At 52.3% G+C, this 12,831-nt stretch carries 11 protein-coding genes; 3 read left to right on the top strand and 8 right to left on the bottom strand.

Annotated elements, in window-relative coordinates; all coding sequences use genetic code 11:
• Positions 1–27: 27 nt before the first annotated feature.
• From G006_RS0121410 to G006_RS0121400, 3 genes are all read right to left on the bottom strand, one after another.
• Positions 28–582 (bottom strand): hypothetical protein, encoded by a 555-nt coding sequence (locus tag G006_RS0121410; protein ID WP_020485269.1) that lies wholly within the window; start codon positions 580–582, stop codon positions 28–30.
• 154 nt (positions 583–736) lie between these two features.
• On the bottom strand, positions 737–1,126 hold the full coding sequence (locus G006_RS0121405; RefSeq protein WP_020485268.1) for a glycine zipper family protein: 390 nt from the start codon (positions 1,124–1,126) through the stop codon (positions 737–739).
• A gap of 102 nt (positions 1,127–1,228) precedes the next feature.
• A complete protein-coding gene (locus tag G006_RS0121400; RefSeq protein ID WP_020485267.1) occupies positions 1,229–1,414 on the bottom strand; it encodes a hypothetical protein in 186 nt (61 codons plus the stop codon).
• Positions 1,415–1,585: 171 nt separating this feature from the next.
• Here G006_RS0121400 and G006_RS0121395 point away from each other — a divergent pair, with 171 nt between their 5' ends.
• The gene (locus tag G006_RS0121395) at positions 1,586–2,092 is read left to right on the top strand and encodes a YkgJ family cysteine cluster protein (RefSeq protein WP_026147213.1); all 507 of its coding nucleotides are present in this window, start codon (positions 1,586–1,588) and stop codon (positions 2,090–2,092) included.
• Here the strand turns inward: G006_RS0121395 and G006_RS0121390 are convergent.
• The 5 genes from G006_RS0121390 to G006_RS0121370 form a co-directional block, all read right to left on the bottom strand.
• Entirely contained in the window at positions 2,075–2,359 is a 285-nt protein-coding gene (locus G006_RS0121390; RefSeq protein ID WP_020485265.1) for a hypothetical protein, read from the bottom strand. The two genes, G006_RS0121395 and G006_RS0121390, sit on opposite strands and share 18 nt — an antisense overlap.
• A gap of 128 nt (positions 2,360–2,487) precedes the next feature.
• Positions 2,488–4,293, bottom strand: a complete 1,806-nt coding sequence (locus tag G006_RS0121385; protein ID WP_020485264.1) for a helix-turn-helix transcriptional regulator — start codon at positions 4,291–4,293, stop codon at positions 2,488–2,490.
• A 273-nt stretch (positions 4,294–4,566) separates the two neighbouring features.
• On the bottom strand, positions 4,567–5,076 hold the full coding sequence (locus G006_RS0121380) for a hypothetical protein (RefSeq protein ID WP_020485263.1): 510 nt from the start codon (positions 5,074–5,076) through the stop codon (positions 4,567–4,569).
• Positions 5,077–5,278: 202 nt separating this feature from the next.
• Positions 5,279–7,159 (bottom strand): diguanylate cyclase, encoded by a 1,881-nt coding sequence (locus G006_RS27310; RefSeq protein ID WP_020485262.1) that lies wholly within the window; start codon positions 7,157–7,159, stop codon positions 5,279–5,281.
• Between the two features lie 88 nt (positions 7,160–7,247).
• A complete protein-coding gene (locus tag G006_RS0121370) occupies positions 7,248–8,060 on the bottom strand; it encodes a Crp/Fnr family transcriptional regulator (protein WP_020485261.1) in 813 nt (270 codons plus the stop codon).
• A gap of 613 nt (positions 8,061–8,673) precedes the next feature.
• On the opposite strand from G006_RS0121370, the gene G006_RS27305 reads away from it, so the two are divergent.
• Complete coding sequence (locus G006_RS27305; protein WP_020485259.1) at positions 8,674–12,195, top strand: PAS domain S-box protein; 3,522 nt, start codon at positions 8,674–8,676, stop codon at positions 12,193–12,195.
• On the top strand, positions 12,192–12,800 hold the full coding sequence (locus G006_RS0121355) for a response regulator transcription factor (protein WP_020485258.1): 609 nt from the start codon (positions 12,192–12,194) through the stop codon (positions 12,798–12,800). Before G006_RS27305 ends, G006_RS0121355 begins: the two co-directional genes overlap by 4 nt.
• The last annotated feature ends 31 nt before the right edge of the window (positions 12,801–12,831 follow it).

Here is a 12,831-nt window from a genome sequence, read left to right as displayed (position 1 = left end):
CCGGGCTACTCCTAGCCGCAGAGATTATTAAGCCTTGGTCTGGCGTTCCGCCTGATCGTACATCGCGCAAAATAGCTGAATAACGACAAAAATCATGGTCCGGGTGGTGCGCAGCGCATCCGGATCAGCCGGGCTTTCGGCGACATATTCGCTGATCGTTTCGTCCATGAATTTAACCAAGTCAGGTTGCGAGTTGCTGTCGATCAGGCGCTCGGTAAATCGATTCTGAAATTTATCGCGAAACTTCGTATCCATCTGGTTACCCGGCATGAATGCCTGCAACTCGGCATCGAGTAAGGCGGCGGTGTTCTGTAACCATTCCATGCTCAAGACCCGCTGATCCGGCAAATCGCCGAAAGCATGCTTGAATACGCAAATTACATCGAAGCAAAGATCCATGAATAGATTTGCCAAATTTCTATCCTTGTCGGCAATCAACGCCGAAAACACGCCAAAGACGGTTTGCGCCAACGCCGGTTGCTCGGTTTGGAATTGCTGAAGTATGGCTCGGCCAGCATTTTCATCCTGACTTTTGGCGTATTGCAGGGCCTGATACAACTCTCGGTCAGTTAATTCACGCATCGTCATTTCTAAATAAGTTCAACAAATATCCAGGCGATATAGTATCAAGCCACTGCCTGATAACGGATATTTATAATGTGTAGAACTATTCACTCGGTCCTTAAATAGCGGCTCTCCCGCATACGCAGCAATCAGGTATTTTCAGAGGTTTTGTTTAGTTAACCAGCGTATGACCGCGTTGACGCATGCAGGTTTTAAATGCCCGTTTAAAGCCTTCGTTAGCTTTGTATCCTTCCCACAGTCCGGCGGGAATAGCCAAAATAGCACCACCGGCGGCACCGGTTGCGGCGCTGCCGGCTATCGCACCGACTGCCGCGCCGCCCGCCGCACCGGTAACCGCACCGACACCCGCACCCATACCGATTTCTTTGGTAATATCGGACGCTTGCTCAGCAAGCGACTTGCACTCGACCATGTCACGCTGCGCGGTTTCCGGCTGTTGGTCCAAGCGCGGATCGATGATCGGATGCCAACCACTCATGGATGCGCAGCCGCTGGTTAATGTGGCAAGTACCAACATAGTGGGTAAATATTTTTGTGTCATTTTTTCTCCAAAACAGACATGTTTAAATCGTTAGATAACATTTCAGCATTTATGCTTAAGACATAGAGCGATGCCGCTGCGGGATGGACACCGCGGCACGCATTAGAAGTGATAAAGTTGCGGGATATTACTGCCGGCTGGTTTGTACCATTCCTTAAAATCTATCGGCAGTTCAAATAAGGGCGCTGTTATGCAATATTTTAAGATGCCGTCAATGGCAACATACGTGCCGCCGCCAATGCGTTTTTCGCCAAGCTGTTGATTCAATAAAGTATTCGAGTCGCACATAATCACTCCACAAGTTATTCGCTTGCGGAAAATTCTAAGTTTGGCGACTTAAAATCTACTTAAGCTTTGATTAGGATCCGGTTAAAAGCAGCCGGCTATTTAGACCGCGCCGAACCGGCGTCATGCTCGGAAAGGCTTTGCAAAACCTGGTTAAACAGGCAGTATATTCAAATGAATACCCTCACCCAGCTCCAGACAGATATCAACACGCGCGTAAAAACCATCCGCGACGGCCAACCCGATTGGCTATGCCGCCAGGGTTGCGATGGCTGTTGTCGACGGCTTGCCGCAGTACCCAAAATCACCGCAGAAGAATGGCATTGTCTGCAAGAGGGTCTAATGGCCTTACCCCAAGAACAACTTAAGGAAATCAGCAAAGAGATAGCCGTGCTGGCCGGCCAAGTATCACGCCCGGTCATCTGCCCTCTGCTGGACCAAGCGAAAGGCGCCTGCCTGGTCTATGCCCACCGCCCTATCGCTTGCCGGACTTACGGTTTCTATGTCCAGCGCGACCAGGGGCTTTACTGCAAGGATATCGAATTGCTCGTTACCGATGGCGCGCTGAACGAAGTAGTGTGGGGCAATCATGACGGCATCGATCATCGACTACTCGCTCTAGGCGAGTCGCGCGAATTGCCGGAGTGGTTTGCGGATTGGTCTCTAGCAGACCTGAAATAAGGCTCCTGCCTCGCAGTGAGCTAATTGAGGGCAATGCGAACAAATGCTTGCCATTTCCGACAATAGATCATTCTGCCTTTCCTCCTGAATTTGCCGCAACAAATACGCATTGAATTTATTGTCGGGTGGCTTGATATAAAGCGGATAGCCTAGCCCGAGTAACAAAGTGCTGGCGAACTGGGCTTTGCGTCCGCCATTGTCTATCATCGATTCCTCTTCCAAAAATCGCGCAAGTGGGCAATTTTGCCCGAAGTCTATTTTGCTCATTACCGTATGCTTTTTACATAAATTCATGTAAAAAGCATACGGTAATGAGCCAAAAAAATAACCACCTGTATATGGTAATTATTTAGCACATATATGCCAATCACATAAAATCGAAGAGCTTGGATGCGCTACTTGGTAGTAATCAGACCGTGATCGATGGCAAAGCGCGTGACTTCGGCCGTGCTGTGCAGGCCTAGATTTGCCATCAGGTTCCTGCGGTGCGAGATGACCGTTGGCGTGGCTAGGTGTAGCTGTCTTCCGATTTCGGCAGAGGTCATTCCCGTAGCAATCATCCCGAGAATCTGCCGCTGCCGCTTGGTCAGACTTTCGGCTGCTTTAACGTTTTCTGCCTTAGAGGTTAAAGGCGATGAACTTTCGCGTATGAGCGATTCAATCCGCTTCAGCAAGTCCACACCTTCTTCATTCAGGCGCTTGCGTTGGCTAATATCCAATATCGTGCCGACCATGCGTAGCGGGTTATTTTGCCTGTCCCGAAGGGTAACCCTGCCTCTTGCTTCGACCGATACCCAATGGCCATCCTTGTGCCTCAACCGGTGTTCGCTTTCGAAGCTGACGGTTTCACCCTGCAAATGCGCTGAGATTTTCTGTTTGAAGTGTTCAAGGTCCTTGGGATTGACCAAATCCATCCAGTCGTCTTCGTTGTCGCCCAACTCCTCCTTGTTGTAGCCGAGTAATTCGAACCAGCGATTGCCTGTTGTGACTTTACGTTCAGGAATATGCCAATCCCATAAAACCAATCCCGATGCCGCCAGCGCCATTTCGAGTTGTTCCTCGCTTTCTGCCAGCGCCATTTCGGCCTGCTTTTGCTCGGTAACATCCTGGCCCATGCCCATCCATTCGAGAATGCGGCCTTGTCTATCGCGAACCGGCACCGCACGCACGTTCATCCAGCGCCATACGCCATCATGGCGGCGAATGCGGTGTACGTTCAAGAACGGTTCGCCGCGCTCGACTGCGGATTTCCAGAGCGCCGCAGCCGCTTCGACATCGTCGGGATGCACGACCTTGGCCCACCCCGCGCCGAGCATTTCTTCCGCCGTCTGGCCGGTGAATGCCATCCACGCCGGTTGGGGGGCAACCTGAAGACCATTGGCAGGGCAGAACCATGTCACGACACTGGTTGCCTCCACCAGCGTTCGGTAACGTTCCTCGCTTGCCTGCAACTTGGTCAAAGCTTCGTGCTGGGCTGCAATGTCGCGACCAACCGACTGAATTTCCTTGAGTATGCCGCCAATATCGTAGAATCCTCGATTGATGAATTGCATCCAGCGCAGTTCGCCCCCAGCGACATACACCCTGTTCTCGATGGTGACGACGGGGTGGTCCGGCGACATCTCGCTTAGCCTGGCCTCGATCATGGGAATATCGTCGGGATGGGCTGCCGGATGCCAGCGATGACCAATCAACTCGTCGGCGACTTTGCCGAAAACCCGACAAAAAACATCATTGACGAACAGAAAGGTTCCGTCAGGCAGGAACCGACTGATAACCTCGGTCTGATCTTCCACGACTGACCGATAGCGGGACTCGCTCACTTCTAGTTTTTGAAGACCTTGATAGCTTGCGGTTCTATCGACGATTGCCCCCACGGCCACATCAGAGCAATCCCCGAAACTTGAAATATTGAATTCATACCAACCCGTCGAGCCATCCTTGCGCTTCTGCGGGATGATGCCGGTATAGGTGCTGCCCTCCGCAATAGCAGCGTAAGCCTCACGCCCGAATGCCTCATAGCTGTCCTGGTCAAGAAACAGGTTTCGGGTAGCCTGCCCAATTAGTTCATCCGGCTCGTAAGCAAAAATACGATGCATGGCCGCGTTGGCCCAAACGATGTGCCTATCCTTAATTATCGCGATGGCGATGAAATCACTATTCAGGATTGCGGCTGATTGACCAATTGATTTTTCGAGCATGACGCAGACCCGGCTTGTAGATAGCCAAGTATTTTGCCAGAAGGAACGCTTTAAGCGTCGAGTAATTGCCCCACTTTTCTATTCTAAGCATAAGGCTAGGGAAATGAGGGAACCCACGAGTTGAGTTCCCATGCCTATTTGCTAACCCGGCCCTTAAATATTGTCGCTCCAGTCAAGGCGGGAGCGACAATATTGGCTTCGCTGCGCAGTCTAAACGGCTCCCGCCTTTGCGGGAATGAAGGCCCCAGGTAATTAAGGGCCGAGTCAACAATATCATTCAGCAGGCGGTGAATGATGGCTATTGTGACCGGGTATGTCCGGATTGCCGTGGTCCTGGGTTTGGGCATCGAACCACTCATGCAGGGCCTGAACGAATTGGGGGTATTCGGTGGAAAAATGAATCTGTCCGCCGTTATCCAAAGCTTGATATTGCACTTTAATATCATCGGCTTTAGCCGTTTTTAACTGCGCCAGCCCCGGCATTGCCGCACCGTGCAAACGTTCGGTGACAGAATAATCGCCTGCTTTATATTGCTCGGCCCTTTTTTGCAAATGCGCCTGGATTAATTTGATTTGCGAGGTGTTGTCCGCCGATTTGATTACCACATGCTGGACGCCGCCGTGAACCGTTTTGGTAAAGGTTTGTACCGTCCCCTTCACCGCGTAAGGCACTATTGTCTGTAATTGTTCTTGATTGATGGGTTTAGCGGGCGCATGTTCAATGGCTTGCACGACGATAAGGCATTGCAAAATGCCCAGTATTATTAATAGATAGTGTTTCATGGCGATACTCCGAGTAAGTTAACATTCATCCTGAACACTGAGTTTTTATCCGGTCGTTCAATACCGTTTGCTCCGGGCTTGCCGGAAGATATAGCCCACTTGGCTTCGATAAACTTAGCCGGAGCGGGATACCGGTAATAAAGAGGGCCGGATTAGCAACTTAGTAATTCGCTGGCTCCATACTTCATACACAAAATGCGTTTTAGCAAAATCCATAAGCTTTCCATTGGCCGAATTGATTGAGGCGCTCGACATTGTCGGGTAAAAACACATGTACCTGATTACGGCCTTTTTCTTTGGCTCGGTAACACGCGCTGTCGGCGTTATTTAAAAACTCATCAACATCTCGAACAGTACAGGTCACCGCGGCTACTCCGATACTGGCGCTAACGGTAAATTCGGTACCCCCCCAGTTAAATTTGAAATTGCGTAGGCTGTCGCAGAGTTCATGGGCGATATTGCGTGCCTGGTCAAGTGTGGTGTGTTCCAGCAACAACGCGAACTCGTCACCGCCCAGCCGGGCCAGAGTGTCGCGTTGCCGCAGTTTGGAGGACAAAACGGCACTTATTCTGCGCAATAATTCGTCCCCGGCTGCGTGTCCGCAGGTATCGTTAACCTGCTTGAAATGATCCAGGTCGATATAACAAAGCGCGTGTTGAAAATAGCCGGGGCGGGCACTGGCCAATACTCTGGCCACACGTTGTTCGAAGGCTGTCCGATTGACTAGTCCAGTCAAAGGATCGTGACTGGCCTGATAGGCCAAACTCCGAATTTTGGTGTGAGATGCGGACATGTCCCAAAACACCAGCACCACGCTGTCGACAAATCCATCCAGCGCGACCGGATAAAACGAATATTCGACCGGAAGTGAACCGCCATCCTTGCGCTTAAAACTGGCGACACTGCGCTGAGCGGCTATATCGCGGGCAAGATCGGGCGACCTGAGAGCTTCCAGGGCTAGTGTTAAATCGTCAGCTAGCATGGTGATTATGTCTTGCCCCAGAGCGTCTTCTTCGGAATAACCCAACATTTGCAACGCGGCCCGGTTAACGAAGCTGCAACGACCATTCGCATCCAGACCGACAATACCTTCGCCGGCCGAGTCCAGCAGTAAGCGAAAGCGCCTCTCGCTGTTGCGCGCCTCGGTATTGGCGTGTTTGAGCTTAACTAAGGTGGCGTCAAGGCTGGCATTGGCGGACTTGAGGATCGCGCATTGTTTTTCCAGTTGTTCCGTACGCTTAAATACCAGTTCCTCCAGGCGTTGCCGGTAATAGCTCAGTTCCTGCTCGGTTTCCTTGTCTTTGGTAATGTCCACAAGCACACCCTGCAGAAACAAACTATCGCCAGCTTCATTCCGCACCACATTGGCTTCGTCCAGAAACCAGCGATGGTGTCCGTCGTGATTGCGTAATCGGTATTCGCATCGCAAAGGCGCATGATGTTCATAGGTATAGGCGTAGGCTTCCACGGTCACGGCCAGATCGTCCGGATGCACCTGCTTAAGCAAACCTTGCGGATCATCAAGCCAATCTTGCTGGGTATAGCCCAATTGAGAAATTTGCGGGCTGACATATAACAGCTTTACCGGCGTTTCCAGCGATGCGATATAGGTGATGACCGGCATTTGTTCTACCAAGCTCCGGTACTTAGCTTCCGCCTCACGCAATTGATCCAGGGCTTCGGTCTTCTCCGCAAGCATTTGTTGTTCATGCTGCATTCGGCAAACTTCAGTGGGCGATTCGGCGTCCGCGTTGCTAGTGCAGTCATCAGATTTGTCCGCGACAAAGGCCGCATCATCCGATGCTATCTGCATCAGGATGGACACCTTAGCCTGTTTGACCGTTTCCGCTTGATCAGCGAAGTTGCCAGTGTCCAGCATATCGGGTAATTGCCGGTCCCAGCGCATTCGTTCGGGCTGACGGTCTTCAGCGAGTTTGAGACCGTGATGACTGGGTTCTTCCTCGCAAAATACCGAATCGTGATCTTGAAACGCCGCTAAGGAATGTTTGTTAGCCATCCGATTGGCAGGATCGTAGTCCATAACTAGTAAGCAGCTATTGGCTTTGGCTGATGCAGTGTTCATAAAATCGCCCCCTATCGGTGACTGGGTTTCAATAGCCTGAGTGACCAGACAAAATCACGGGGCGATTTTTCAGCGCCGGTAGACTTTATCAGCCAAACGCGTAGCGCTTCCTGAGATCTTTGACATGTCCATAAGACGTTATTGCAGTAATAGGTTTGGACAGCGGCGACAGCTTAGCGCTAATAGCCACTAGCCGAGCAAACTCGTTTTTGATGACCTGGTAACACTCGCAACTTTGCGCTTCCAGGCCGGCGCGCTCCAGCACGCTGATGTGCCCACGGCAATACCGAATCACCCCGGCTTGCTGTAATTTCCCGGCAGCCTCGGTGATGCCTTCGCGGCGCACGCCCAACAGGGTGGCGATGGATTGTTGCGTTATCGCTATCTCGCTCCCAATCTGCCGGTCCAGGATCATCAACAGCCAGCGCGAGAATTGTTGATCAATTGAATGGTGCCGGTTGCAGGCGGCTATCTGCGTCATATGCGTAATCAATGCCTGGGTATAGCGGAGTAACATGCCATGTAACGCGCCGCTACGCTGTCCACCTATCCGTTCAATTTCCTCCTCAAATAGACTCCTGCGCAAACGATAGGCATAGCCCGGTATGACCACGACAGCTTGATGCGGCATGGATTCCCCACCCATGAACAGCGAAATGCCCAGCATGCCTTCGTTGCCGATCAAGGCCAGTTCGCTGGAGGCGCCATTCTCAGTAAAGTAAAGCTTGGCTATCACGCCGGTGACTGGAAAATAGACATAACGCAGTGATTCATCCGGTTCACAGAGCACATCGCCGCAACGCATTTCAACCCGTTCCAGTAGTTTTGAAACGTACGCGTAATTGGCTTCGGGCAGCATGGCGAGTAGCTGGTTTTGTCTTGGCTGGTCCATTTCACTCATCAGTTATTTCCGGATTGTTTGGCGAGGGCTGCATCAGGTATTCATATTGCTGAAACGGGAAATCCATACCAACATGGCGCGTTTTAACACAGCGGCTATCCGGTAAAAATACGTACTGCTACTTAGGCGGAAATCTGATTATTCACCTTGCCCGCAGATTCCCTATACTCGCCAAGCTGTAAACACTGCGGAGCGAATTCGCTGAAAGTTGCAAATGGGCAAAAGCGACCGAGCATTGAAGATAAGTTTGACAGGGTCAATTTTTCGCCAGCATACTTCTTCGCGAACTGGGGCAAGAAGCCAAGTCCATGCATAGCTCATCACAAACTAAGGCTGGCTATTTCGGCTATGGCCGGATAAAAACCCGGTTGCTAACGCCCTCTGTTGCCGAAACAGGGCTTACCGGCTACCCACATCCGCACAATACTGCTTGAGTGACACCCATCGAAGATAAGCCCGAAGCGGTCTCAATGCTATCCCAACTGGAAGATGACTCATGACTGACGAGCGTTACAAGTCTGCAAACACTGCAAGTCCATTTAGACCAGAAGTGGAGAACAGACACCCAAACTCAAAAAAAACCTCCTGTTCCCAGGATGCTCCAGAGACAATCTTGCAAGAACTGCAAGTGCGTCAGATTGAATTAGAGACCCAAAATCAATCGCTGCTTCAGGCCCAACATACACTTCAGCAGTCGCGAGACCGCTTCCAGCATCTTTACGATTTCGCCCCGCTCGCCTACCTCACACTCAGCCCGGACCATCTAATATCCGCCATAAACCTCGCCGCCGCGGCATTGTTGGGTGTTGAGTGCCAAAACGTAATTGGCCGTGATTTTTCAAACTTGATTGCCGATCAGAGCCGCGATTTTTGGCAAAGGCGTTTATTGCAGATTCAGCAAAGCAGAGAAAATCAATCTTGCGAATTGCACATGCTGCGTGGCGACAACACTGCATTTCCTGCCAGACTCGACTGCCTAATGGTCACCGATCTCGCCGACCAGCCGGAACTGCGCATTACCCTCACCGACCTCACTCGACAAACACAAGCAGAATCATCGGTGCAGGCGCAAAGCCCGACGCTGTGCGCGGCGCTTATACAATCGGCGCGGGATGCAATCGTCTGCATCGACGCAAAATACCGTATCGTATTATTCAATCCCGCAGCCGGCAACCTGTTCGGCTGCCGCGCGGATCAAGCCATTGGCGACGCTATCGAACACTTTATTCCGGCTGGTTTTCCGGCAATTTATTCAGCACCAAAATCGGGAGACGCTAGCGATCATCTGGCGAACGAACTTCTCACAGTGACCGGTGTGCGCGCTAACGGCGAAGAATTTCCGATGGAAGCCGTCATTTCCGAGATAGACACTGGCGGGCAAACCTTGTATTCCCTCATTCTGCGCGATGCGGACGGGCGCAGCCTCCTGCAAGCCGGACGTCATTTGCAGGATCAACTGTCCAAAGTGGCGGCTTCCGTACCCGGCGTTATTTGTTCGTTCCGTTTGGCTGCGGATGGTTCAGCCAGCATGCCTTATGCCAGTCAGGCGCTTGAATCCCTGTACGGACTGGCTCCCGAAGCGGTGGCCGAGGACTTTAGTCCGGTATTTGCCAGAGTTCATCCCGACGACATCAAACTTATCAACGAAACCATCAGCGAATCGGCGCGCAGCCTTGAACCTTGGCGCGACACCTTCCGCTACCAACATCCCAGTAAAGGCGAAATCTGGATAGAAGGGCATTCCATGCCGATGCGTGAACAGGGCGGCAGCATTTTATGGCATGGCTATCTTCAAGATATTACCGCGCGAAAACAGGCTGAATCGGTATACCGCGATCAGGATAGGGAACTGCAACTGATCATGGATGCCACGCCGGCGCTGATCGCCTATTTGGATGTCGATTTTCGCTATGTGCGCGTGAATGCGACTTACGAACGCTGGTTCGGCATCTCTCCGGAACAGGTTATCGGCCGCACCGTGCCGGATATTCTGGGTGTCTCGGCGTGGGACATCGTCCGCCCGTATCTGGAACGGGCATTAGCGGGCGAGCAGGTGAGCTTTGATCAACAAATCCCCTATGGCAGCGGCAAACCCCGCTGGGTGCATGCGACCTATATTCCTAATGCTGATGAAACAGGACGGCGGAAAGGTATTGTGGTGCATGTTATCGACATCGAAGAGCGCAAACAGTCCGAGCAGAAAATTGCCCTATTGAACCAACGCTTGCAGCGCCGCGTGGAGGAAATGCAGGTTATTTACAACACGGTACCCATTGGACTCGCCATCGCCGGCGACAATAGCGGGCAACATATCCGCGGAAATCGGGCTAATGAGCAAATGTTAGGCTTACCCCCTACCTCGGAACTATCGCTGTCCAGCGGGAACCCGCCGGCCATCACGGTATTGCAAAACGGCTATCCGTTGGCCGCCGAGGATCTGCCGATCCAGCGTGCTTGCCGGGGAGAAGTGGTGACCGACGAGACTCTGGATATAGTCCGCCCGGACGGCAAAGTCATTACCGTGGTGTCCAATGCATCGCCATTGCTGGACGATAAGGGTCAACCGCGCGGGGCCGTCGGGGCATTTTTGGACATTACTCCGCTCAAAGTGGCTGATGACGCCCTGCGCCGCAGCGAGGCTTTCGTGCGCTGTATTTTGAATTCACTGCCCGCGCATGTGGCAGTGCTGGATGATAGCGGCTTGGTGACTACAGTCAACACGCCTTGGGATTGCTTTGCTATCGAGAACGGCGGTTCGTCCAGTCAATTGTCGGAAGGCGCCAACTACCTTGAGGTTTGCCGTCGTTCGTCGGCAGCAGGCGACCGGGACGCGCAGAAGGCTTTGACCGGTCTTGAAAGCCTGATAGCGGGGCATCAGCCGGAATTTATGATGGAATATCCGTGTCGGACCGCGCTTGGCGAGCTATGGTTTATGATGCATGCCAAACGTATTACCCAAGGTTTCCAGGGCATGATTATTACCCATGTAGACATTACCGAACTGAAGCGCACCCACGCGGAATTGCGGCATACCGAGACCCGTCTGGCGCTGATCATCGACGAAGTGAACGCCGGTTATTGGGACTGGGACTTAGTGTCGCAAACCTTATTTCTCTCGCCGGAATGGAAACGGCAAATCGGTTTTGACGATCATGAGTTGCTAAACCGCTGGGAAGAATGGGAATCTCGATTGCATCCGGATGATCGGGCATGGGTCTTGGCAAGCACCGAAGACTATCTCGCCGGCCATCAGTCGGCTTACGAACTGGAATTCCGCTTGCGCCACAAGAATGGCTCCTATCGCTGGATCCATACGCGCGGCAGCTTATTGCACGACAAAAATAACCGGCCTTATCGACTGCTGGGCATCAATTTCGACATCACCGACTACAAATTGACCCGGGAATTGAGCGAACGCCGAAATCGGATGGAACAGTCATTTCGGGTATCGCTGGCGACACAGACGATAGCGGCGATTGCCCACGAACTTAACCAACCCCTGGCCGCCATTTCCTCGTATGCCGATGTGGCGTTGCGCCTATACCAATCAGAAAAACCGGATGCGCAAAAACTCAAGCACGTGTTGGAAGCCTGCGTGCAACAAGCTCAGCGTGCCGGCGAAGTCATACGGCAGCTATTCAGCCATTTGAATAAAACCGAGACCGTCGGCGAACGGGTCGATATTAACTTTTTAGTGACAGAAGCCTGCGCATTTGTAAAAAACGACAGAACCTTAGACACGTTTAACATAGAACTGGACCTTGCTGTCGACTTACCGCAGACGACGGTCAATGCACTGCAAATTCAAAAGGTGCTGGTCAATCTGATCAGCAATGGTCTGGAAGCGATGCAGGAACACGGCAAGCTGTCCGAGGTATTGCGCGTAACCACCGGCCGTTACGCCGACGATCCTGATATGGCAATAGTTTGTGTTTGTGACAGCGGTAAAGGCTTGGCGGATGCCATTGCCCTGAAAACCCTGTTTCAACCTTTTTACTCGACTAAACCCGCGGGCCTGGGAATGGGCTTGGCCATCAGCCGCGCCTTGATTCAAGCCCATGGCGGCAATATGTGGGCGGAGCGGAATGTCGGCGACGGTCTGAGCCTGTTCTTTACCTTACCGTTTGCAAAATGAATACTCAGCCCTGCGTATTCGTAGTGGACGACGATGATGCGGTCCGCGATAGTCTGGGTTTGGTATTTGAAACCGCGGGCCTCGCGTATCAAACATTTGCCAGCGCCGAATGCTTTCTGGAACGCTATTGCCCGGACCAGCCCGGCTGTCTGGTGCTGGATGTCAACATGCCGGGACTGGATGGTCACGAGCTGCAAGCCGAACTCATCCGCCGCCACATCCACCTACCCATCATTTTTCTGACCGCGTATGGCGACATACCGATGACGGTGCGCGCGATGAAGGCGGGAGCTGTTGATTTTCTCACCAAGCCGGTCAGTACCGATCTGTTGCTCGACAGGGTACAGGCAGCGCTACAGATTGAAATCAACACTCACGCACAGGCCATAAAAGGACAAGCGCAGTGTAATCGGCTAAGCGGTCTGACTTCACGTGAACTGGAGATTATGGAGATGGTGGTGGCCGGCCTAACCAACAAAGAAATAGCCCGGCGCTTGGGCATTAGTCACCGTACGGTTGAAATCCACCGCGCCAAAGTGATGGAGAAAACCGGCGCGACGAATCTGCTGGAACTCGCCCGGATCTATGAGGCCTGCCGACTGTGAGTGCATCTATCCCGTTAGTCAGGCCCTTCAC

It is taken from the genome of Methylomonas sp. MK1 (assembly GCF_000365425.1).
Classification (GTDB): Bacteria; Pseudomonadota; Gammaproteobacteria; order Methylococcales; family Methylomonadaceae; genus Methylomonas.
This window is presented reverse-complemented; position numbering and strand designations above follow the sequence as displayed.